The sequence below is a fragment of the Rossellomorea aquimaris genome (genome assembly GCF_003315075.1).
Lineage (GTDB): Bacteria > Bacillota > Bacilli > Bacillales > Bacillaceae_B > Rossellomorea > Rossellomorea aquimaris_C.
The window spans coordinates 269,921-292,020 of sequence record NZ_QNRJ01000002.1 but is presented as its reverse complement, the minus strand read 5'-3'; the positions used below and the strand labels follow the sequence as shown (position 1 = coordinate 292,020).

The following is a 22,100-nucleotide window of genomic DNA, read 5'->3' as shown; positions in this document are numbered from 1 at the left end:
AATAGAGGAGGTCAGTTTTTTTTGTTTAAAACCATTATAAATTTTTTTATATGAATTTATCCAGATATCTTAAGGGATTTGGAGAGTATGAACCATTGCTTGCCAGAATGAAATGCATATTTTTCCTCTTCAAGGAAATACTGAATTTTGTACAGCAGCTCCTACAAGGAGGGGAAAGAATGACACGTAATAAAGTCGAGATTTGTGGTGTAGATACTTCCAAATTACCAGTTCTCAAAAATGATGAAATGAGAGTACTATTCAAGCAAATGCAAGCCGGCGACATTACCGCAAGAGAAAAACTTGTAAATGGGAATTTACGCCTCGTCTTAAGTGTAATTCAACGCTTTAATAACCGTGGTGAGTATGTTGATGATTTATTTCAAGTAGGGTGTATCGGATTAATGAAATCCATCGATAATTTTGATTTAGGTCAAAACGTTCGATTCTCTACATACGCGGTTCCGATGATCATCGGGGAGATCCGTCGATATTTAAGAGACAATAATCCAATAAGAGTGTCCCGTTCACTACGAGATATTGCGTATAAGGCTTTACAAGTTAGAGAGAAATTAATGGGGGAAACATCCAAGGAACCGACTGCAGAAGAAATTGCCAAAGTTCTTGATGTATCCCACGAGGAAATCGTATTTGCATTGGATGCCATACAAGATCCCGTCTCTTTGTTTGAACCCATTTATAATGATGGGGGAGACCCAATATTTGTGATGGATCAACTAAGCGACGAAAAGAATCGCGATTTCCATTGGATTGAGGAAATAGCTCTTCAAGAAGGAATGAGACGATTAAATGATCGTGAAAAATTGATTATCAGCAAACGCTTCTTTCAAGGGAAAACACAAATGGAAGTGGCTGACGAGATCGGCATCTCACAAGCACAAGTATCAAGACTCGAAAAAGCAGCAATCAAACAAATGAACAAAAATATTCAATAAGAAAAGAAAAGCGGATCTCCTTCGGGTAGGTCTGCCTTTTTTTTTGTTGCATATACTAGTAATAACTACTTGAATTGGGTAAATGAACAGTCTTTTGAATAGATAGTACACAAGGAGAAACAACAAGAAGAGAGGGTGAAATCAGATGGTGCGTATATCTGAATTTCAGGTGAAAGATGTCGTGAGTATATCAGACGGTCGGAAATTAGGGAATATAGGGGATATAGAAATTAACCTGGATACTGGAAGAATCGAGGCCATTGTCATCGGAAGTGGAGGGAAGATACTGGGTTTCTTCGGAAAAGATGAAGATATTGTGATTCCTTGGAGCAGTATTGTGAAAATAGGGGAAGACGTTATTCTGGTCAGATATAAAGAAAGTTCTTATATTCAAGGTCAACTGCAGGAACCGAAACAAGCCCCCGATACATGACGAATCTTTGGAGACTATGGTACACTTAATAAAAACGAAGGAGATTCAACGTGTCTAAGGAGCCTTTCAATAGAGAAACAGAATCTTATTATTCAATAAATTCATGGACGAAAGATAATCCTGGTCTAGTTGCAGGGATCACGACCAGATGGGGTGGTGTCAGTACAGGACCATTTCAATCTCTAAATATGGGATTGCACGTGGGAGACGATGAATGTTCAGTGGTTCGTAATCGTCAATTACTTGCTTCCAGTTTAATGATGCCTGTTGAATCGTGGGCAGCTGCTGAACAAACCCATGGAAACAATATTCATAAAGTTGGAGAAGTAGACATGGGAAAAGGTTCAAAGCACTATCACACGAGCATCAAGGATACCGATGGTTTTATTACAGGAGATGGAAATATTCTTTTAACGATGTGCTATGCGGATTGTGTTCCCCTCTATTTCCTGGACAAAGATTCGGGTACAATCGGATTGGCACATGCCGGATGGAAAGGTACTGTTTCACAAATAGGGCCCAAAATGGTCGATGCATATATGGAGAAAGGGGCCTCCATGTCTTCCCTGGAGGTTGTGATCGGGCCATCCATATGTAAGAATTGCTATGTAGTTGATGACTACGTGATCGATAAAGTGAAAAAAACACTAGAAGATGAAAACGACTTACCCTATAATTTAAAGGAAGAGGGACAATATTACCTCGATTTAAAGAAGCTGAATGAACAGCTTTTAGTGCAAACTGGTTTAAATGCTGAACAAATCCACACTTCTAGTTATTGTTCATCCTGTCACAATGAGTTTTTCTCCTACAGAAGAGATGGTGGGAATACAGGAAGAATCATGAGCTTCATTGGCTGGAAGGAGAAAAATGATGAAGGTATCTGAAAAATTTAAAATCATCAGGAAAAATATTAAAAATGCATGTGAAAGCAGTGGAAGAAATTCTGACGACGTACATGTTGTAGCGGTCACTAAATACGTTTCAATTGAGAGAGCCGAAGAAGCGGTTGAAGCCGGTCTCATACACTTAGGTGAGAACCGTGACGAAGGACTGCTATCCAAGTGGGATGTTCTACAGGACAAACCTCAGTGGCATTTTATCGGATCTCTGCAAACTAGAAAAGTAAAAAACATCATTGATAAAGTATCATACATACATTCTCTGGATCGTCTGTCATTAGCCAAAGAAATTCATAAAAGAGCGGACAAGCCTGTGTCTTGTTTTGTTCAAGTGAACGTTTCGGGAGAAGATTCTAAACATGGGTTATCTCCTCAAGAAGTAAAACCATTTATCGGGAGTCTAAAAGACTTCACAAATATTAAAGTCATAGGATTAATGACGATGGCTCCACATACGGACGATGAACCATTCTTAAGGACTTGTTTTAGACAGTTGAAAACAATCCAGGAAGAAATCAACGCATTAAACCTTCCTTACGCCCCTTGTACAGAATTATCCATGGGGATGAGCAATGATTACATGATTGCAATCGAAGAGGGAGCTACGTTTATTCGTATTGGAACTGCATTAGTTGGAAATGACTGAGAGGGGATGAATACAAATGGGTATCAAGTCAAAGTTTAAAACGTTCTTTTTGCTGGATGAAGATGAATATGATTATGAAGAAGAAAAGTTTGAAGAAGAATACGAGGAGAAAAAGCCCATGAAGTCGCAGCTTTCAAATTCGAAACAAAATGTTGTAAGTCTTCAAAGTGTTCAAAAGTCTTCCAAAATGATTCTGGTTGAGCCGAGAGTATACGCAGAAGCTCAAGAGATTGCTGATCATTTAAAGAATAGACGCTCTGTCCTGGTAAACTTACAGCGGATTCAACATGATCAAGCGAAACGCATTGTCGACTTTTTAAGTGGGACTGTGTACGCAATTGGCGGCGACATTCAGCGTGTTGGAGATAATATTTTTCTTTGTACGCCTGATAATGTGGAAGTGAGCGGGAATATCTCTGAATTCTTAAAAGAAGAAGATCTATCAGATTCGAGGTGGTAATGTAAATTATGGTGTTGCTTTATGATATTTTATCGAACCTTATTCAAATTTACTCCTGGGCACTTATCATTTATATCCTGATGTCCTGGTTTCCAAATGCAAGGGAGACGGCGATTGGTCAGTTCCTATCAAGAATATGCGAACCGTATTTAGAGCCGTTCAGACGTTTTGTTCCTTCAATCGGGATGATTGATATTTCACCAATCGTGGCATTCATTGTATTGAACCTGGCACAATCTGGTTTATACCAATTATTTAGATGGCTGATTTAATCGTCCAGTATGCGATCAAATATCCTTTAAAGAACTGAAACCGGATTGAACAGTTTCAGTTCTTTTATTTTGGGTAAATCACATAGGAGGTGAGCATGTGTCTTCGATTTATCAACATTTCAGGCCGGATGAGAAAGAGTTTGTGGATGCTGTACTGGAGTGGAAACTGGCAGTGGAGAACCAATATGCGGCGAAACGGACGGACTTTTTGGACCCAAGGCAGCAGCATATTGTCGAGTCCGTCATTGGGAATAACGATGAAATCATCCTTTCCTTCTTTCCGGAAAATACGGAACGGAAAAGAGCTTTATTGTATCCCTCTTATTATCAGCCTGAGGAAGAAGATTTTGGTATTAAGTTATTTGAAATACAGTACCCGTCCAAGTTTGTTACAATAGAACATAGACAGGTATTAGGGACTCTCATGTCATTAGGGTTGAAACGGGAAAAATTCGGGGATATATTATCTGAGGACGATACCATTCAACTCATGCTAGCAGATGAGATTTCTGAATACGTCCGGATGGAACTCACACAAATTGGCAAAGCGAAGATTTCCATGAGGGATATTCCGGTGAAGGATCGAATCGAGAGTAAGGAAGAATGGATGGAAAAAGTGACTACTGTCAGCTCCTTGCGGTTAGATGTCGTTCTTGCAGCAATCTATAATGATTCCCGCCAAAAAGCTCAAACATTGATCAAAAGCAATCATGTAAAAGTCAATTGGAAGACGGTCGAAAATGCCTCGTTTGAAGTAGAAGCCGGTGATGTAATTTCAGCAAGAGGATATGGAAGAAGTAAGTTAATGTCCATTGAAGGAAGAACGAAACGGGATAAATGGCGAATTTCTGTTGGAATACTGAAATAATTTAAGAAAATTAAAGGAATTCTCCCACATACTGTCGAAATTTTAGTTATAATAAATATGTAATTCACCAAGTACTGGAGGTGGCTCCCATGCCTTTAACGCCATTAGACATACATAATAAAGAATTTAGTCGTGGCTTTCGTGGTTATGATGAGGACGAGGTTAATGAATTTTTAGATCAAATTATTAAGGATTATGAAATTCTTATCCGCGAGAAGAAGGAAACGGAAGAACGTTTAAACTCCTTGAATGAACGATTAGGTCATTTTACAAACATCGAGGAAACGTTAAACAAGTCAATCGTCATTGCTCAAGAAGCAGGGGAAGAAGTTAAGCGTAATGCAATGAAAGAATCGAAGCTGATCATTAAGGAAGCCGAGAAGAATGCTGATCGCATCGTTAACGAATCATTATCTAAAGCACGTAAAATTGCCATCGAGATTGAAGAGCTCAAGAAGCAGTCAAAGGTGTTCCGAACTCGTTTCAAAATGTTAATCGAAGCCCAGCTTGATTTACTGGATACAAATGACTGGGATCAATTAATGGAATTAGATCTGGACGCAACAGATTTAAAAACTTTAAAAGAAGAAGAGACATTGTCTTGACGAAAAGCGCAATACTTTCATATAATTGAACAACAATCTAAATTGCCATATTGAAGGCTAAGACAGGGACAGTACGTTTCTTATGATATTTCCTTTCTAGCGAGTCGGGGACGGTGTAAGCCCGACAAGGAACAAAGGTACGGAAGATCACCCTCGAGCTCTACTCATGAAATTCACTTCTGGAGAGTAATGAATAGCGTCTTGTTCACGTTACGAATCAATACGAGTGAAGATCGATTTAGATCTTTATGAGGGTGGTACCGCGGGAAAAGCTTTCTCGTCCCTTTCCAGGGATGAGGAAGCTTTTTTTTGTTTCCAGTTGGGATAGCCTGATTAAGAATCGCGGGATTTAGAAAAGATGGCAATTAAGAGAAACGTTTAGGAGGAAGATTTCATGGAGTATAAAGATACATTATTGATGCCCAAGACGGAATTTCCAATGAGAGGAAATTTACCGAAACGCGAACCGGATACACAGAAGAAATGGGAAGACATGAACATTTACCAAAAAGTGCAAGAGAGAACGAGTGATCGTCCTTTATTTGTTCTTCACGATGGACCTCCATACGCCAATGGAAATATTCATATGGGTCATGCATTAAATAAAATTCTTAAAGACTTTATCGTTCGCTATAAATCCATGAGCGGATTTCATGCACCCTACGTTCCAGGCTGGGACACTCATGGTTTACCGATTGAGCAGGCGTTAACGAATAAAGGCGTGAAGCGTAAAGAAATGACTATCGCTGAGTTCCGTAAATTGTGTGAGGAATATGCTTATGAGCAAGTTGATAACCAACGCACTCAGTTCAAACAATTAGGGGTACGTGGTGATTGGGATAATCCATATATTACTTTAAAGCCTGAGTACGAAGCTCAACAGATTAAAGTATTCGGCGATATGGCGAAGAAAGGCTATATCTATAAAGGTAAAAAGCCAGTGTACTGGTCCCCTTCAAGTGAATCAGCCTTAGCAGAAGCAGAGATCGAGTATCAGGATAAGCGCTCTCCTTCCATCTACGTTGGTTTCGCCGTTACAGAAGGTAAGGGTGTTCTTGAAGAAGGGACTCAATTAGTCATCTGGACGACAACTCCTTGGACGATTCCTGCCAACCTGGGAATTGCCGTCCATGAAGATCTAAGCTATGTCGTTGTAAATGTGAAAGAAAGCAGCTATGTAGTGGCAGAGGATTTATTGGAAGAAGTTGCGAAGAATCTGGAATGGGAAGATTACTCAGTATCCAAAAAGCTTAAAGGTGCGGAGCTTGAACATATGGTGGCAAAACATCCATTATATGATCGGGATTCCCTGGTTGTACTTGGGGACCATGTTACGACTGATTCTGGTACTGGATGTGTTCATACCGCCCCAGGACACGGGGAAGATGACTTCCTGGTAGGAAAGAAATATGGTTTGGAAGTGTTATGTCCCGTAGACGATAAAGGAGTCATGACCTCAGAAGCACCTGGATTTGAAGGCTTGTTCTATGATAAAGCCAATAAGCCGATCACCGAAAAGTTACAGGAAACAGGAGCATTGTTAAAGCTTAACTTTATCACTCACTCCTATCCACATGATTGGCGTACGAAAAAGCCTGTTATCTTTAGAGCGACGGCACAATGGTTTGCATCAATCGATAAATTCCGTAAAGAACTGCTGGAAGCCGTTAATGAAACTAAATGGGTACCTGCATGGGGGGAAACACGCCTGTACAATATGGTCAGGGACCGTGGAGACTGGTGTATTTCAAGACAGCGTGCATGGGGAGTTCCAATCCCGGTATTCTATGCGGAAAATGGCCAGGAGATCATTTCAGATGAAACCATTGAGCATGTATCAAAGCTTTTCCGTGAATACGGTTCAAACATCTGGTTTGAAAAAGAAGCGAAGGATCTTCTGCCTGAAGGGTTCACCCATGAAGGAAGTCCTAATGGGAAGTTCACAAAAGAACAGGATATCATGGATGTCTGGTTTGACTCAGGTTCTTCACATCAAGCGGTACTTGAAGAAAGAGATGACCTCGAACGTCCTGCAGATCTTTATTTAGAGGGCTCTGACCAATATCGCGGATGGTTTAACTCTTCCTTGACTACAAGTGTAGCAGTGACGGGTAAAGCTCCATATAAAGGCGTGTTAAGTCATGGATTTGCTCTTGATGGCGATGGAAGAAAAATGAGTAAATCGTTAGGGAACGTAGTCGTTCCTGGAAAAGTGATGAAGCAGCTTGGAGCCGATATTCTTCGCCTTTGGGTGGCATCGGTTGATTATCAATCGGATGTTCGTGTATCAGATCCAATCTTGAAGCAAGTGGCTGAAGTGTATCGTAAAATCCGTAATACGTACCGTTTCTTATTAGGAAACCTTTCTGACTTTGATCCAAGTACCGATGCGGTATCCTTCGATCAATTAAGAGAAGTGGATCAATTCATGCTTGTGAAGCTGAATGATCTTGTGAAAAATGTGAGGAATTCATACGACAAATATGAGTTTGCAAGCATCTATCACGCGGTAAATAATTTCTGTACGTTGGATTTAAGTTCATTCTATCTAGACTTTGCGAAAGATGTTTTATATATCGAGTCAGAAAACCATTTCGAGCGTCGAGCCATTCAAACCGTGTTATATGAATCCCTGGTTGCTCTTACGAAATTGATGTCTCCAATCCTTACTCATACAGCTGATGAAGTGTGGGCTCATATCCCGGGAGTAGAAGGAGAAAGTGTTCAACTGACTGATATGCCTGAAGTGCAAGAGTTAAGGAATGCTGATGAGTTGAAGAAAAAATGGAATGCATTCCTGGAGCTAAGGGATGATGTGTTAAAGGGACTCGAAGAAGCTCGTAATCAGAAGATGATCGGGAAATCATTAACGGCTAAAGTGACCCTTTACGTGAATGATGAAACGAGAGCCTTACTCGGTTCCATTAAGGAAGACTTAAAACAATTGTTCATCGTGTCCGCCTTTGAAATCGGTGGGGCAGTGAACGCGGCACCAGAACATGCATTAAGTCTTGGTGAAAACAATATTGTCGTCGAAAAAGCCGAAGGTGAAACATGTGACCGCTGTTGGGTTGTCACAACCACAGTAGGCGAGGATAAGGATCATCCTACGCTTTGCACACGCTGTGCATCAGTAGTGAAAGAAAGCTATTCTCACCTGTCATAATACCAAAAGGCTGACCCGCATTTTATGTGAGTCAGCCTTTTTTATTTGTCTTTTTCTAATTCCAAAATTGCTATATCTTGCAACACAATTTTCAGGTGTGTTTCCCCCATACTATAAATGGAGGGATCAAAGATGACATATGACCGATACACATCCATTGTTCAAGAGCTGGCAACATCCTTGCAAGAGCTAGAGGCAAGTCGATCTCAACATCCTTTAATTCAGCAGTATATTGATGATGAAATTACCGAAGTGAAACAAGCCTTAAATCGTGTTAGAGATAATCAATACGGCTATTGTGAAATGAGCGGAGAAGAAATCCCCTTTGATTTCATAATGATGAACCCGACCTGCACAACGCTTCATGGTGCATTGGAATGGAGACGATTTGGAAAGATCTCATCATATTCCTGAGAACTTAAGCCCGGGTTTCATCGTTCTCATTTAGTTTAAGTGTCTTTATTTCCCCTTTTATGCTAAAATGCAAAGGTAATCATTTTACGATGTTCGGAGGTTGCCTTTGTGTTTTATTATTTATTGGCTTTGGTTGTGATTGGACTCGATCAATTAACAAAATGGTTGGTTGTGAAACGAATGACAGAAGGAGAAAGTATAAAGATTATAGACAATTTTTTATATCTTACTTCTCATCGAAATCAAGGTGCAGCATGGGGAATACTTCAAGGGCAAATGTGGTTTTTTTACATTATTACAGTAGTAGTGATTGTAGGTATCGTGTATTATATGCAAGTCCATGCAAAAGGGCATTCTTTATTCAGTCTAAGTTTAGCCTTTATGCTTGGTGGAGCTATTGGAAACTTTATTGACCGTGTCTTTCGAAAAGAAGTGGTTGATTTCTTAAATACATACATCTTTTCCTATGATTTTCCGATCTTTAATATTGCCGATGCAGCATTAACCATTGGAGTAGCATTGTTACTAATTTACATGTATTTAGACGAACGAAAAGCAAAGAAGGAGAACAAAAATGGAAGTAATTCAGCACCACATACAGCAGGAAGACCAGGGAGAACGAATTGATAAAGTCGTAAGTCAGTTGAACAAGGAATGGTCCCGTTCACAGGTTCAACAATGGATAAAAGAAGGTCATGTTAAAGTAAATGGTGAGGCAGTCAAACCTAATTTTAAATGTCCTGCCGAAGCAGTCATCGAGGTTTCGATCCCGGAACCCGAAGAGCTGGATGTTGAGCCGGAAGACCTTAATCTTGACATTGCCTATGAAGATGGGGATGTCATCGTTGTAAACAAGCCAAAGGGAATGGTCGTTCACCCTGCACCTGGGCATTATTCAGGGACGATGGTGAATGGATTGATGTATCATTGTAAAGACCTGTCAGGCATTAATGGAGTTCTAAGACCGGGGATAGTCCACCGTATAGATAAAGACACTTCCGGCTTACTGATGGTGGCGAAAAATGACATGGCTCACGAGCATTTGGTAAATCAGCTTGTTCAAAAGTCCGTTACAAGAAAATATACAGCCATCGTACATGGCCTCATTCCCCACGAATATGGCACCATCGATGCTCCGATCGGAAGAGACCCTAAAGATCGCCAAAGTATGGCTGTAGTGGATAACGGCAAACAAGCGGTGACACATTTCAGAGTGCTGGATCGCTATAAAGATTTCACATTAGTCGAATGTGAATTGGAAACGGGTCGAACGCATCAAATCCGTGTGCACATGAAGTATATCGGCTTCCCGCTTGCCGGAGATCCAAAGTATGGACCACGTAAGACATTGAGCATAGAGGGACAGGCCCTTCATGCTGGAGTGTTAGGTTTTGTCCATCCCAGAACAGAAGAATATATAGAATTCAACGCGGAGTTACCGCCGGAGTTCACTAAACTTGTGAAGCATCTTGAAAATAATCGTTGACAAATTTCGACTGGACCTTTATGATTTAGTTAATTGAATAAGTACCTTTAATACGGTCCCGTGAGGCTGAGAAGGAGCATGTACGACCAAATCGTTTTGGCGTGCAATCAGATTACAACGATAAGTGTACCCTCTCATCCCTACGGTGAGAGGGATTTTTTATTTTAAAGAAACGAGGTGGCGAAAGTGACAAAGAAAGCAACGGTATTGGATCAACCCGCCATTCGAAGGGCGCTGACAAGAATAGCCCATGAAATCATCGAGCGTAACAAAGGGATTGAAGATTGTATTTTGGTTGGAATCAAAACAAGAGGCATTTACATCGCTAACCGGTTAGCCGAGCGAATCCATGATATAGAAGGTGAGCAAATTCCTGTAGGGGAAATAGACATCACCCTATACCGGGATGACTTATCAAAGAAAACAGAGGATCATGAACCAGAGGTCAAAGGTTCTGACCTGCCTGTAGATATTACGAACAAGAAAGTCATCCTGGTCGACGATGTATTATTTACAGGAAGAACCGTCCGGGCAGGTTTGGACGCCTTAATGGATCTTGGACGACCAAGTCAAATTCAACTTGCAGTCCTGGTTGACCGGGGACATAGAGAATTACCGATAAGGGCAGACTTTGTCGGAAAAAATATTCCTACATCAAGCTCCGAAAAAATCATGGTTGCCTTAACAGAGGTCGATCAGGAAGACATCGTTGCAATTCACGAAAAAGAATAACGTAAGTCCTTTTAAGAGTGGTCCCGTGAGGCTGACAAAGGATGGGAATGAAGGTAGAAATTGGCCTTCTTGTACCCTCTTTGTGCCCTCTTTAGGACAAAGAGGGTTTTTTTATGGGGAAATTTGGGTATTAGAGGAGGAAACATAAATGAATCAAAATCATCAAGTTGTGTTAGATGTAGAAGAAGTACCGAAGTTAGGAAAATGGATCACATTGAGTATACAGCATCTATTCGCCATGTTTGGGGCTACGGTATTAGTTCCATTCCTGGTAGGGTTAAGCCCTGGGGTTGCCCTTGTCTCAAGTGGATTAGGAACACTTGCTTACCTATTGATCACAAGGGGAAGAATCCCTGCATATTTAGGTTCATCCTTTGCATTCATCGCACCTATCTTAGCTGCAAAGAGCTTTGGAGGTCCTGAGGCGGCCATGATGGGAAGCTTCCTCGCCGGAATCGTTTACGGAATCGTAGCATTGCTCATTTCAAAGCTGGGGCTGAAATGGCTTGTGCGGATTCTTCCACCGATCGTTGTAGGACCTGTGATTATGGTTATTGGATTAGGACTGGCAGGAACGGCTGTTAATATGGCCATGTATGAAAATCCCGGAGCAGAAGAATTGGTTTACAGCAACACACACTTCATGGTAGCTCTTGCCACTCTGGGCATTACCGTGATCTGCTCGATATACTTTAAAGGCTTTCTCGGAATGGTGCCGATTTTAGCCGGAATCGTTGGTGGGTATACCATAGCGGCTTTTGCGGGACTAGTGAACATTCAACAAGTATTGGATGCTCCGCTCCTTCAAATGCCGGACTTCTTTATCCCATTCGTTGACTACACGCCCAGCTTCTCTTGGGAAATCGTGTCCATCATGGTACCTGTTGCCCTCGTAACCTTGGCAGAGCATACGGGAGACCAGATGGTCCTAAGTAAAGTAGTAGGACGAAACTTCATTGAAAAACCAGGTCTTCATCGCTCCATTCTTGGGGATGGGGTAGCAACTGTGATTGCATCCTTCCTCGGTGGACCACCTAATACAACATATGGTGAAAACATTGGAGTATTAGCCATAACACGGGTATTCAGTGTTTTCGTCATCGGAGGAGCCGCGGTTCTTGCCATCATGTTCGGGTTTATCGGAAAGATAACAGCCTTGATCGGGTCGATTCCATCCGCCGTCATGGGTGGGGTGTCCATCCTACTGTTCGGAATCATCGCCTCTAGCGGCCTGCGCATGCTGATTGATAACAAAGTAGACTTAGGAAACAAGCGGAACCTGGTGATTTCCTCAGTGATCCTGGTGATCGGGGTAGGAGGGGCATTCGTGAAGGTCAACGAGCAGGTCTCCTTATCCGGAATGGCTCTTGCAGCGATTGTCGGAGTTCTCCTTAACCTTGTCTTACCAGGCAGAGAAGAAAGCGAAGGGGAAAACAACTTATTCGAAGAAGAAAATGCTAAGCATGATGTTGCATAGAAGCACCTTTTAACATGGTCCAGAGAGTCTAAGAAGGGTGAATTTGAACAAGACAGGCACGTGGAAATTTTCGCACTGTCCCTGTTGGTATGTTCAAAAACACCCTGTCAGAAAGTTGGCAGGGTGTTTTTTTTGAAAGAAGAGAAGAAAGGGTTGTCCCATGATGAAGAACTTGTTGACAATGAACGATCTATCAAAAGAGGAAATCATTGAAATATTAGATGCGGCTGAACGCTTTAAAGAAGGCGAAGCATGGAAGGAAGGCTCCAATAGATATGTAGCCAATCTTTTCTTCGAGGCAAGTACCCGGACGAAATGCAGTTTTGAAATGGCGGAAAGGAAGCTTGGACTTGAGGTCATTCCATTTGAAGCCCAGACCTCAAGTGTTCAAAAGGGAGAGAGCTTGTATGACACGGTGAAAACATTAGAAAGCATCGGGGTCGAAGCCGTTGTCATCCGGCACTCCCTTGAACGGTATTTCGATGAACTGGCACCACTTAACATAAGCGTCATTAACGGAGGCGATGGATGTGGTAATCATCCTACCCAATGCCTTTTGGACCTGCTGACCATTCGTCAGGAATTTGGAGGGTTTGAAGGACTGAAGGTATCGATCATTGGAGACATCGCCCATAGCCGGGTGGCAAGATCCAATGCAGAAGCGTTAACAAAGCTGGGAGCAGACGTGATGTTCTCTGGACCGAAGGAATGGTTTCCATCAAAGGATCGACATCAATATAGGCCGATAGATGAATGTATATCAGATTCCGATGTGGTCATGTTACTGAGAATTCAACATGAACGACACGATAGTACATCAAGCTTAACGAAAGAGGAATATCATGAAAGCTTTGGCTTGACGGAAAGTCGAAAAGCACGAATGAAACCAACCGGTATCATTCTTCATCCGGCACCGGTCAATCGTGGAGTTGAAATGGCAGATTCATTGGTGGAATGTGATCAATCAAGAATCTTTAAGCAGATGGAAAATGGAGTATTCATCAGAATGGCTGTTTTAAAGAGAGCAGTTGAAATCAACTAACTAGGGGGAATTTGAAATGAATTGGTTAATCCGAAATGCACGTATTCTAGCAAAGAATGGTGATCTTGAGATAGTGGATGTGAAGGTGGAGAATCAGAAAATCATCGAGATGGGAACAGACCTCAAACGTACCGACCACCAGGAATTTCAAGCAGATGAATTATTGATTTCTCCAGGATTTGTTGATCTTCATGTCCATTTAAGGGAACCGGGTGGCGAACACAAAGAAACGATCGAAACGGGCACAATGGCTGCTGCGAAGGGTGGTTTCACGACCATCGCTGCAATGCCTAATACAAGACCCGTACCTGACTCAATAGAAAATCTGCAAGCCCTTAACCAGAAAATCTCTGAAACAGCCAGTGTCCGCGTTTTACCGTATGCCGCCATCACAGAGAGACAAATGGGGAAAACGCTAAATGACTTACCTTCCTTAAAGGAAAAGGGGGCATTTGCATTCACAGATGACGGGGTAGGGGTGCAATCGGCAGGGATGATGTTTGAAGCCATGAAGAAGGCAGCCGGCATCAATGCATCCATAGTGGCCCACTGTGAAGAGAATACCTTGATTTATGGAGGAGCGGTCCATGATGGGACATTCTCCAAAGAGCATAACCTGAAAGGAATACCGTCCATCTGTGAAGCCGTACATATATCCCGGGATGTGCTGCTGGCAGAAGCAGCAGGCGTTCATTATCACGTATGCCATATCTCAACGAAAGAGTCGGTAAGAGTGGTCCGCGATGCTAAAAAGGCAGGGATCAATGTGACTGCTGAAGTAACTCCGCACCATCTTCTCTTATGCGAAGAAGATATTCCGGGACTTGACCCGAATTTCAAAATGAACCCGCCTCTTAGAAGCAAAGAAGATCAGCGAGCGTTAATAGAAGGGCTGCTGGATGGCACCATCGACTTTATCGCGACGGATCATGCACCTCATACAGAAGCAGAGAAATCAGAAGGGATGCAGCTCGCTCCTTTCGGAATTGTTGGATTGGAAACAGCCTTTCCGTTACTCTACACACACTTTGTAGAAAAGGAAATCTTCACATTAAAGCAGCTAGTTGATTGGATGACGATAAAACCAAGCACTGCCTTTAATCTTCCGTTTGGACTACTAGAAGTAGGAGGAGAAGCTGATTTTACGCTTATAGATTTAAATGAAAAAAAGGGGATTGACCCAGCTGGATTTTTATCAAAAGGAAAAAACACTCCATTTAAAGAAATCGAGTGCAGAGGCTTTCCGAAAGCTACTTTTTATCAGGGATCTCTTGTATGGAATGAAGGAGGAAACAAACAATGAAAAGACAACTCATTTTAGACGATGGAACGGTATTCGTAGGAGAAGGCTTTGGAGCGAACAAAGAAACGATTGGAGAAGTGGTTTTCAACACAAGTATGACAGGATATCAGGAAATTCTATCTGACCCATCATACTGTGGACAGCTTGTCACTTTAACCTATCCTCTCGTAGGGAACTATGGAATCAATCGCGACGACTTTGAGTCCATCACTCCGGCAATCAAAGCGTTCATTGTGAGAGAAGTAGCAGATTTTCCTTCTAACTGGAGAAATGAATCAACATTGGATGAATTACTAAAAGTAAAAGGGATTCCAGGAATTTCAGATATCGATACAAGAAAGTTAACAAGGATCATCAGACAGCATGGGGCCATGAAAGGCATCATTTGTTCAGCCGAGTTGGATCCAAAAAAAATGCTTGAAAAATTACATGATTCGGCTCTAAGAACAGATCAAGTCATGCAGGTTTCGACGAAAACAGCATATGCCAGTCCGGGAAGAGGCTATCGTGTCGTGTTAATGGATTTTGGGATGAAGCACGGAATCCTGAGAGAATTAAACAAGCGTGATTGTGATGTGATTGTGGTTCCTTACCATACATCAGCGGAAGAGATTCGTCGATTGCAGCCTGACGGGATCATGCTCTCAAATGGGCCGGGGGATCCGAAAGATGTACCGGAAGCGATAGAAACGATTAAAGAGCTCCTTGGAGAAATCCCACTCTTCGGAATTTGTTTAGGGCATCAATTATTTGCTCTCGCGTGTGGAGGGGACTCCTTCAAAATGAAATTTGGTCACAGAGGAGGCAACCATCCAGTAAAAGACGTGAAAACTGGAAAAGTGGCACTGACCTCCCAGAACCATGGCTATGCTGTAGATGAAAAGTCATTGTCAGGAACAAGACTTCAAGTTACTCACATGGCCATCAATGATGGAACAGTAGAAGGTTTAAAGCATTTAGACTTCCCGGCCTTCACGGTTCAGTATCACCCGGAAGCATCTCCTGGACCTGAGGATTCAAATTACTTATTCGATGATTTCTTACAACTAATGAAAGAAGAGAAAAGAAAGGAGCTTCAACATGCCTAAACGTACAGACATTAAAAGCATCTTAGTTATCGGGAGCGGCCCCATCATCATAGGACAGGCGGCAGAATTCGATTACGCGGGGACTCAAGCGTGTATCGCCTTAAAAGAGGAAGGCTACCGTGTCATCCTCGTAAATTCAAACCCTGCTACGATTATGACCGACGCTGAAATGGCTGATAAAGTGTATATCGAACCACTGACACTGGAGTTTGTCAGTAGAATCATTCGTAAGGAACGTCCGGATGCGCTTCTTCCTACATTAGGTGGTCAAACGGGATTGAACCTGGCTGTTGAACTCGCTAAATCAGGAGTTTTAGAAGAGTGTGGAGTGGAGATTCTCGGAACGAAGCTCTCGGCAATCGAGAAGGCAGAAGATCGTGACTTATTTAGAAATTTGATGAATGAACTCGGAGAGCCTGTTCCAGAGAGCGATATCATCCGAACGGTGGATGAAGCGTTTCATTTCGTAGAAAGCGTCGGCTTTCCAGTAATCGTAAGACCTGCCTACACACTGGGCGGAACCGGCGGAGGGATTTGTCACAATGAAGAAGAATTAGTCGAAATTGTAACCTCTGGCCTAAAGTACAGCCCGGTAACTCAATGTCTACTGGAAAAAAGTATCGCAGGTTTTAAAGAGATAGAATACGAGGTTATGAGAGATGCAGCCGATAACTCCATCGTAGTGTGTAATATGGAGAACATCGACCCCGTGGGAATCCATACGGGAGATTCGATCGTCGTAGCTCCAAGTCAAACCCTAAGTGACCGGGAGTATCAAATGCTCCGTAATACAAGCTTAAAGATCATCCGGGCATTAGGGATTGAAGGGGGCTGTAACGTCCAGCTCGCCCTTGATCCGGACAGCTTCCAGTATTACATCATCGAAGTGAATCCAAGGGTGAGCCGTTCCTCAGCACTTGCATCAAAAGCAACGGGATACCCAATTGCGAAGCTTGCAGCAAAAATTGCGGTAGGACTGACCCTGGATGAAATGATGAATCCTGTAACAGGTAAAACATATGCAGCATTCGAACCTGCACTGGACTATGTGGTAACGAAAATCCCAAGATGGCCGTTTGATAAATTTGAAGCTGCCAAGCGTAACCTCGGTACGCAAATGAAAGCAACCGGTGAAGTCATGGCGATTGGCCGAACGTTCGAAGAGTCACTTCTTAAAGCGATACGTTCCTTGGAGAGCAATACGTATCATATGGAGTTAAGTGATGCTGAACAATTTACTGACCAGTGGATCGAGAAGAGAATCCGCAAAGCAGGAGACGAACGACTCTTCTATATCGGGGAAGCACTTCGTAGAGGAGTGACGATTGAAACTATTCATGATTGGAGCAAAATCGATCTTTTCTTCCTGTATAAAATGAATAGAATCGTAGAATTCGAAAAGGAATTAACTTTACATCCATTCAATCTTGAGCTGGGTCAAAAAGCAAAGCGAATGGGCTTTTCAGATATCACCCTTGCGAAGCTATGGAATAGTACGGAAGCAGAATTGTATAGCTGGAGAAAAGAAAATGAATTAACACCTGTCTATAAAATGGTAGATACATGTGCGGCTGAGTTTGAATCAGAAACTCCTTACTTCTATGGAACCTATGAGGATGAGAATGAATCCAAGGTCACATCAAGGGAGAGTGTCATCGTCCTTGGGTCAGGACCGATCAGGATCGGTCAGGGAGTGGAATTTGATTACGCGACCGTTCACTCTGTCTGGGCCATTAAAGAAGCAGGTTATGAAGCCATCATCGTGAATAACAATCCAGAAACGGTTTCGACTGACTTCAGTATCTCGGATAAGTTATACTTTGAACCTCTTACGGTAGAAGATGTCATGCACATCATCGATCTTGAAAAGCCTAAAGGAGTTGTCGTGCAGTTTGGTGGTCAAACCGCGATCAATCTGGCAGATGAGCTGGTGAGAAGGGGAGTCACGATTCTCGGTACATCCCTTGAAGATTTAGACCGTGCAGAAAACCGGGATAAATTCGAACACACTTTGAATGAACTAGGCATTCCTCAACCAGAAGGTAAGACAGCGGTATCTGTAGAAGGAGCCCTCTCCATCGCTGATAACATCGGATACCCTGTGCTGGTCAGACCGTCTTATGTCCTTGGTGGAAGAGCGATGGAAATTGTTTACCGTGAAGAAGAGCTTCTTCAATACATGAAGAACGCAGTAAAGATCAACCCGCAACATCCGGTTTTAATCGACCGCTACCTGATCGGGAAAGAAATTGAAGTGGATGCCATTTCAGACGGAGAAGAAGTAGTCATACCTGGAATCATGGAGCATATCGAACGGGCTGGAGTTCACTCCGGAGATTCCATCGCGGTGTATCCTCCTCAACAATTATCACAGGAACAGAAACAAACCATTGTCGATTACACGACTCGACTCGCAAATGGCCTAAACATTGTTGGGCTACTGAATATCCAGTATGTCATCTCGAAAGGCGAAGTATTTGTTCTGGAAGTGAATCCACGCTCCAGCCGTACAGTGCCATTCATCAGTAAAATCACGAATGTACCGATGGCGAATATTGCAACCAAGTCCATCCTTGGGATATCCCTGAAGGATCAAGGATATGAGTCAGGATTAATACCTGAAAAACATGGTGTATATGTGAAGGTTCCTGTATTCTCCTTTGCCAAGCTAAGACGGGTGGACATCACTTTAGGGCCTGAAATGAAATCAACAGGTGAAGTGATGGGGAAAGACCTCACACTTGAGAAAGCCCTCTACAAAGGAATGGTGGCAGCAGGAATGCAAATGAAAGAATATGGATCTGTACTCATGACCGTAGCAGATAAAGACAAAGACGAAGCGGTTCTCCTGGCGCAACGCTTTATCGATATCGGCTACCAAATCCTTGCCACAAAAGGTACGGCCGAGCATCTGTCAAAAGCCAATATTGCCGTACGCGAAGTGGATAAGATCGGATCAAGCGGACCAACCCTGTTGGATATCATTCAAAGTGGAGAAACACAGCTGGTCATCAATACCTTGACAAAAGGAAAACAACCTGCCCGGGACGGATTCAGGATTCGCAGGGAATCCGTAGAGAACGGCATCCCATGTCTTACCTCCCTGGACACAGCAGAAGCCATCCTGAGAGTGATTGAATCCATGACATTCTCAGCAGAAGCGCTTCCATCACAGCCAAAAACGAGAGAGGCGATTTATCAATGATCGTAAATGAAAAGATGGTGGTGCTTTCTCATGAAAGAATTGCTGAAAACATCTTTGAATTAGTTCTACAAGGGGAATTGGTGAGGGAAATCAAGGCTCCTGGACAATTTGTCCATATTAAAGTGGGAACGGGAATCGACCCTTTACTGAGGAGGCCGATTTCCATCGCCTCCCATAATCACGAAGAACTCACCATGACATTGATCTACCGAGCTGAAGGAAAAGGGACAACACTTCTTTCTCAAGCGGAAAATAGTGAAATAATAGATGTTTTAGGGCCTCTTGGAAATGGGTTCTCAGTGGAAAGTGACAGTAAGACCGCGTTGTTAGTAGGTGGAGGGATTGGAGTCCCTCCCCTTTATGGTCTTTCTAAAATGCTGGTGGAAAATGGCTGGACAGTGAAGCACATCCTCGGTTTTCAAACTGAATCCGTGAGCTTTTATGAAGGCAGGTTCAGAGAATTGGGTGATACCTTTGTCGCCACAGTGGATGGAACCCTGGGAACTACGGGGTTTGTGACAGATGTTATTCGGGAAAAAGCACCGGCCTTTGACGTGTTTTATTCCTGTGGTCCTACACCGATGCTGAAAGCACTTCAAACCCAATTGAGTGATAGACGCGGATTCATTTCATTAGAAGAGCGCATGGGATGTGGAATTGGTGCTTGCTTCGCATGTGTTTGCCACAAACAGGATGATCCACAAGGGTCAAGCTACGTTAAGGTTTGCAGTGACGGACCTGTATTTCCAGTAGGGGTGGTGCTTTTATGAAATCATTACAAATCGAATTACCTGGATTATCATTGAGAAACCCGGTCATGCCCGCTTCAGGCTGCTTTGGCTTCGGTCGCGAATACAGTCAGTTCTATGATTTAAGCGAGCTCGGGGCGATTATGATCAAAGCGACTACGGAAGAAGCGCGCTTTGGAAATCCGACTCCCCGGGTCGCAGAAACGAATGCAGGTATGCTGAACGCAATCGGGTTACAAAATCCCGGACTCACAGGTGTGATGGAAAACGAACTTCCTTGGCTTTCCAAGTACGATGTACCGATCATCGCGAATGTGGCGGGGTCTCAGATGGAGGATTATGTGGAGGTGGCAAGAGTCATCTCAACGGCAGAAAATGTTAAGGCCCTAGAATTGAATATCTCCTGTCCAAATGTAAAGACAGGTGGGATCGCCTTTGGTACCATTCCCGAAGTGGCAAAAGAATTGACCGAGAGAGTAAAAGAAGTCTCGCAGGTCCCACTTTATGTAAAGTTATCACCGAATGTCTCCAATATTGTCGAAATGGCTAAGGCTGTTGAAGCAGGGGGGGCAGACGGTCTTACGATGATCAATACACTCCTCGGGATGAGACTCGATAGGAAGACTGGAAAACCGACCCTGGCAAATAAAACCGGGGGACTATCCGGACCAGCCATTAAACCGGTCGCGATCCGCATGATTTATGAAGTAAGTCAACAGGTGGATCTTCCGATTATCGGAATGGGAGGCATACAAACTGCTGAAGATGTGATTGAATATTTTCACGCAGGGGCTAGTGCCATCGCCGTCGGGACAGCAAATTTCGTGGATCCATTCGTGTGTCAACGTATTATAAAGGATTTACCACCAATACTTGATGAACTGAGAGTGGATCATATATCCCAATTGACCGGAAGGAGCTGGGGGAAGCATGAATCAAAAGCCGTTTATAGCTCTTGATTTCCCAACGTGGGAGAAGACATCAATCTTCTTAGATCAATTTTCAGAGAGCTTAAATGTAAAAGTCGGTATGGAGCTATACCTTCAAAATGGACCGGTCATCATCGAAAAGATTTTAAATAAAAATCATCGTATTTTCCTGGACTTAAAGCTGCATGACATTCCCAATACAGTTTACGGCGCCATGAAGGGGCTTGCCGGGTTCGACCTGGACCTGATCAATGTGCATGCTGCAGGTGGCGGTATGATGATGGAAAAGGCGTTAGAAGGTTTATATGCCGGCACACCTGCTAATCATTCACGCACGAAATTGATTGCCGTCACTCAGTTAACATCAACAACGGAAGAACAAATGCAGGAAGAGCAATTAATACCTAAAACGATCAATGAGTCTGTCTTACATTATGCCAAACTGGCCAAAATGGCGGGTCTTGATGGAGTGGTATGTTCTCCCCACGAATCCTCTCTGATAAAAGAACATTGTGGTGTAGATTTTATTCGGGTCACTCCGGGGATCAGGTTGGAAGATGATCAAAAAGGAGACCAAAAAAGAGTCACCACACCACGTATGGCAAAAGAAATGGGGTCTGCCTATATTGTCGTGGGAAGAAGTATTACTGGAGCAACTAACCCGGTTGAAGCATATGAACGAATCGTACATGAATGGGAGGGACTCTGAATGAAACAGGATATCGCCAAAAAGCTATTAGACATCGAAGCCGTATTTTTAAACCCGTCGGAGCCATTTACATGGTCATCGGGAATAAAGTCCCCAATCTATTGTGATAATCGACTGACCTTATCTTACCCTGTAGTACGGGATCAAATCTCTACGGGTCTTGTTGAGATTATTAAAGAGCAGTTCCCGGAAGTGGAAGTCATCGCGGGAACGGCAACAGCCGGAATTCCCCATGCTGCATGGGTAAGTGAAAAACTAAACCTGCCCATGTGTTATGTTCGCTCGAAAGCGAAAGCTCACGGAAAAGGAAAGCAGATTGAAGGGAGGGCTGCTCCTGGTCAAAAGGTGGTCGTGGTTGAAGACCTCATCTCGACAGGCGGCAGCTGTATCACGGCTGTAAAAGCCTTAAGAGAAGCGGGCTGTGACGTATTAGGGGTGGCGGCCATTTTCACCTACGAGTTAGAAAAAGGGAAAAGCATGCTGCAAGAACACGATATTAAGGCGTATGCTCTATCCGATTACTCAAGCTTATTGGATGTAGCGCTTCAAAACTCGATCATTCGGGAAGAAGAACTGGACCAATTGAAGCTTTGGAGTGAAAATCCGGAGAAATGGGGCAGTTAAGGTGGAAAGCGACTCTTTAGTGAGTTGCTTTTCG

At 43.0% G+C, this 22,100-nt stretch carries 22 protein-coding genes and 1 other annotated feature; all 22 genes read left to right on the top strand.

The window, feature by feature from the left end; translation table 11 throughout:
* Positions 1-179: 179 nt before the first annotated feature.
* The 22 genes from sigG to pyrE all read left to right on the top strand — a co-directional run bounded on the left by sigG (position 180) and on the right by pyrE (position 22,066).
* Positions 180-956, top strand: coding sequence for an RNA polymerase sporulation sigma factor SigG (gene sigG, locus DET59_RS03905; RefSeq protein WP_113968293.1), 777 nt, complete (start codon positions 180-182; stop codon positions 954-956).
* A gap of 145 nt (positions 957-1,101) precedes the next feature.
* Positions 1,102-1,389, top strand: coding sequence for a YlmC/YmxH family sporulation protein (locus DET59_RS03900; RefSeq protein ID WP_113968292.1), 288 nt, complete (start codon positions 1,102-1,104; stop codon positions 1,387-1,389).
* A gap of 50 nt (positions 1,390-1,439) precedes the next feature.
* Complete coding sequence (pgeF, locus tag DET59_RS03895) at positions 1,440-2,276, top strand: peptidoglycan editing factor PgeF (RefSeq protein ID WP_113968291.1); 837 nt, start codon at positions 1,440-1,442, stop codon at positions 2,274-2,276.
* Positions 2,263-2,937 (top strand): YggS family pyridoxal phosphate-dependent enzyme, encoded by a 675-nt coding sequence (locus DET59_RS03890; RefSeq protein ID WP_113968290.1) that lies wholly within the window; start codon positions 2,263-2,265, stop codon positions 2,935-2,937. Before pgeF ends, DET59_RS03890 begins: the two co-directional genes overlap by 14 nt.
* Positions 2,938-2,953: 16 nt before the next feature.
* Positions 2,954-3,397 carry a cell division protein SepF gene (locus tag DET59_RS03885; RefSeq protein ID WP_113968289.1) on the top strand — a complete coding sequence of 148 codons (444 nt, stop codon included), beginning with the start codon at positions 2,954-2,956 and terminating at the stop codon, positions 3,395-3,397.
* 8 nt (positions 3,398-3,405) lie between these two features.
* Positions 3,406-3,669 carry a YggT family protein gene (locus tag DET59_RS03880; protein WP_113968288.1) on the top strand — a complete coding sequence of 88 codons (264 nt, stop codon included), beginning with the start codon at positions 3,406-3,408 and terminating at the stop codon, positions 3,667-3,669.
* Between the two features lie 97 nt (positions 3,670-3,766).
* Positions 3,767-4,537 carry a YlmH family RNA-binding protein gene (locus DET59_RS03875; protein WP_113968287.1) on the top strand — a complete coding sequence of 257 codons (771 nt, stop codon included), beginning with the start codon at positions 3,767-3,769 and terminating at the stop codon, positions 4,535-4,537.
* 89 nt (positions 4,538-4,626) lie between these two features.
* Positions 4,627-5,142 carry a DivIVA domain-containing protein gene (locus DET59_RS03870; RefSeq protein ID WP_113968286.1) on the top strand — a complete coding sequence of 172 codons (516 nt, stop codon included), beginning with the start codon at positions 4,627-4,629 and terminating at the stop codon, positions 5,140-5,142.
* A gap of 50 nt (positions 5,143-5,192) precedes the next feature.
* Positions 5,193-5,430, top strand: a binding site (T-box leader).
* Positions 5,431-5,536: 106 nt separating this feature from the next.
* Entirely contained in the window at positions 5,537-8,308 is a 2,772-nt protein-coding gene (gene ileS, locus DET59_RS03865) for an isoleucine--tRNA ligase (RefSeq protein ID WP_113968285.1), read from the top strand.
* Positions 8,309-8,440: 132 nt separating this feature from the next.
* Entirely contained in the window at positions 8,441-8,722 is a 282-nt protein-coding gene (locus DET59_RS03860; protein WP_113968284.1) for a hypothetical protein, read from the top strand.
* Between the two features lie 108 nt (positions 8,723-8,830).
* Entirely contained in the window at positions 8,831-9,349 is a 519-nt protein-coding gene (gene lspA / locus DET59_RS03855) for a signal peptidase II (RefSeq protein WP_113968283.1), read from the top strand.
* Positions 9,297-10,208 (top strand): RluA family pseudouridine synthase, encoded by a 912-nt coding sequence (locus tag DET59_RS03850; protein ID WP_113968282.1) that lies wholly within the window; start codon positions 9,297-9,299, stop codon positions 10,206-10,208. Before lspA ends, DET59_RS03850 begins: the two co-directional genes overlap by 53 nt.
* 186 nt (positions 10,209-10,394) lie before the next feature.
* The gene (pyrR, locus tag DET59_RS03845; protein ID WP_113968281.1) at positions 10,395-10,940 is read left to right on the top strand and encodes a bifunctional pyr operon transcriptional regulator/uracil phosphoribosyltransferase PyrR; all 546 of its coding nucleotides are present in this window, start codon (positions 10,395-10,397) and stop codon (positions 10,938-10,940) included.
* A gap of 148 nt (positions 10,941-11,088) precedes the next feature.
* On the top strand, positions 11,089-12,417 hold the full coding sequence (locus tag DET59_RS03840) for a uracil-xanthine permease family protein (protein WP_113968280.1): 1,329 nt from the start codon (positions 11,089-11,091) through the stop codon (positions 12,415-12,417).
* A 163-nt stretch (positions 12,418-12,580) separates the two neighbouring features.
* Positions 12,581-13,459 carry an aspartate carbamoyltransferase catalytic subunit gene (locus tag DET59_RS03835; RefSeq protein WP_113968467.1) on the top strand — a complete coding sequence of 293 codons (879 nt, stop codon included), beginning with the start codon at positions 12,581-12,583 and terminating at the stop codon, positions 13,457-13,459.
* Positions 13,460-13,475: 16 nt separating this feature from the next.
* Complete coding sequence (locus tag DET59_RS03830) at positions 13,476-14,762, top strand: dihydroorotase (protein ID WP_113968279.1); 1,287 nt, start codon at positions 13,476-13,478, stop codon at positions 14,760-14,762.
* Positions 14,759-15,850 (top strand): carbamoyl phosphate synthase small subunit, encoded by a 1,092-nt coding sequence (locus DET59_RS03825; RefSeq protein ID WP_113968278.1) that lies wholly within the window; start codon positions 14,759-14,761, stop codon positions 15,848-15,850. The genes DET59_RS03830 and DET59_RS03825 overlap by 4 nt, the downstream gene beginning before the upstream one ends.
* Entirely contained in the window at positions 15,843-19,055 is a 3,213-nt protein-coding gene (carB, locus tag DET59_RS03820; protein ID WP_113968277.1) for a carbamoyl-phosphate synthase large subunit, read from the top strand. The genes DET59_RS03825 and carB overlap by 8 nt, the downstream gene beginning before the upstream one ends.
* Positions 19,052-19,825, top strand: coding sequence for a dihydroorotate dehydrogenase electron transfer subunit (locus tag DET59_RS03815; protein ID WP_113968276.1), 774 nt, complete (start codon positions 19,052-19,054; stop codon positions 19,823-19,825). Before carB ends, DET59_RS03815 begins: the two co-directional genes overlap by 4 nt.
* The gene (locus DET59_RS03810) at positions 19,822-20,763 is read left to right on the top strand and encodes a dihydroorotate dehydrogenase (protein ID WP_113968275.1); all 942 of its coding nucleotides are present in this window, start codon (positions 19,822-19,824) and stop codon (positions 20,761-20,763) included. Before DET59_RS03815 ends, DET59_RS03810 begins: the two co-directional genes overlap by 4 nt.
* On the top strand, positions 20,735-21,442 hold the full coding sequence (gene pyrF, locus DET59_RS03805) for an orotidine-5'-phosphate decarboxylase (RefSeq protein ID WP_113968274.1): 708 nt from the start codon (positions 20,735-20,737) through the stop codon (positions 21,440-21,442). The genes DET59_RS03810 and pyrF overlap by 29 nt, the downstream gene beginning before the upstream one ends.
* Positions 21,443-22,066 carry an orotate phosphoribosyltransferase gene (gene pyrE, locus DET59_RS03800; protein ID WP_113968273.1) on the top strand — a complete coding sequence of 208 codons (624 nt, stop codon included), beginning with the start codon at positions 21,443-21,445 and terminating at the stop codon, positions 22,064-22,066.
* The last annotated feature ends 34 nt before the right edge of the window (positions 22,067-22,100 follow it).

What these genes read in the sequence shown, in the direction of transcription:
- DET59_RS03870 (WP_113968286.1), top strand. Translation starts at nt 4,627, where the DNA reads ATGCCTTTAACGCCATTAGACATACATAATAAAGAATTTAGTCGTGGC.
- carB (WP_113968277.1), top strand. Translation starts at nt 15,843, where the DNA reads ATGCCTAAACGTACAGACATTAAAAGCATCTTAGTTATCGGGAGCGGC.
- ileS (WP_113968285.1), top strand. Translation starts at nt 5,537, where the DNA reads ATGGAGTATAAAGATACATTATTGATGCCCAAGACGGAATTTCCAATG.
- DET59_RS03890 (WP_113968290.1), top strand. Translation starts at nt 2,263, where the DNA reads ATGAAGGTATCTGAAAAATTTAAAATCATCAGGAAAAATATTAAAAAT.
- DET59_RS03835 (WP_113968467.1), top strand. Translation starts at nt 12,581, where the DNA reads ATGAAGAACTTGTTGACAATGAACGATCTATCAAAAGAGGAAATCATT.
- DET59_RS03900 (WP_113968292.1), top strand. Translation starts at nt 1,102, where the DNA reads ATGGTGCGTATATCTGAATTTCAGGTGAAAGATGTCGTGAGTATATCA.
- DET59_RS03830 (WP_113968279.1), top strand. Translation starts at nt 13,476, where the DNA reads ATGAATTGGTTAATCCGAAATGCACGTATTCTAGCAAAGAATGGTGAT.
- DET59_RS03880 (WP_113968288.1), top strand. Translation starts at nt 3,406, where the DNA reads ATGGTGTTGCTTTATGATATTTTATCGAACCTTATTCAAATTTACTCC.
- DET59_RS03815 (WP_113968276.1), top strand. Translation starts at nt 19,052, where the DNA reads ATGATCGTAAATGAAAAGATGGTGGTGCTTTCTCATGAAAGAATTGCT.
- pyrF (WP_113968274.1), top strand. Translation starts at nt 20,735, where the DNA reads ATGAATCAAAAGCCGTTTATAGCTCTTGATTTCCCAACGTGGGAGAAG.
- DET59_RS03825 (WP_113968278.1), top strand. Translation starts at nt 14,759, where the DNA reads ATGAAAAGACAACTCATTTTAGACGATGGAACGGTATTCGTAGGAGAA.
- DET59_RS03810 (WP_113968275.1), top strand. Translation starts at nt 19,822, where the DNA reads ATGAAATCATTACAAATCGAATTACCTGGATTATCATTGAGAAACCCG.
- sigG (WP_113968293.1), top strand. Translation starts at nt 180, where the DNA reads ATGACACGTAATAAAGTCGAGATTTGTGGTGTAGATACTTCCAAATTA.
- pyrE (WP_113968273.1), top strand. Translation starts at nt 21,443, where the DNA reads ATGAAACAGGATATCGCCAAAAAGCTATTAGACATCGAAGCCGTATTT.
- DET59_RS03850 (WP_113968282.1), top strand. Translation starts at nt 9,297, where the DNA reads ATGGAAGTAATTCAGCACCACATACAGCAGGAAGACCAGGGAGAACGA.
- DET59_RS03840 (WP_113968280.1), top strand. Translation starts at nt 11,089, where the DNA reads ATGAATCAAAATCATCAAGTTGTGTTAGATGTAGAAGAAGTACCGAAG.
- DET59_RS03860 (WP_113968284.1), top strand. Translation starts at nt 8,441, where the DNA reads ATGACATATGACCGATACACATCCATTGTTCAAGAGCTGGCAACATCC.
- DET59_RS03885 (WP_113968289.1), top strand. Translation starts at nt 2,954, where the DNA reads ATGGGTATCAAGTCAAAGTTTAAAACGTTCTTTTTGCTGGATGAAGAT.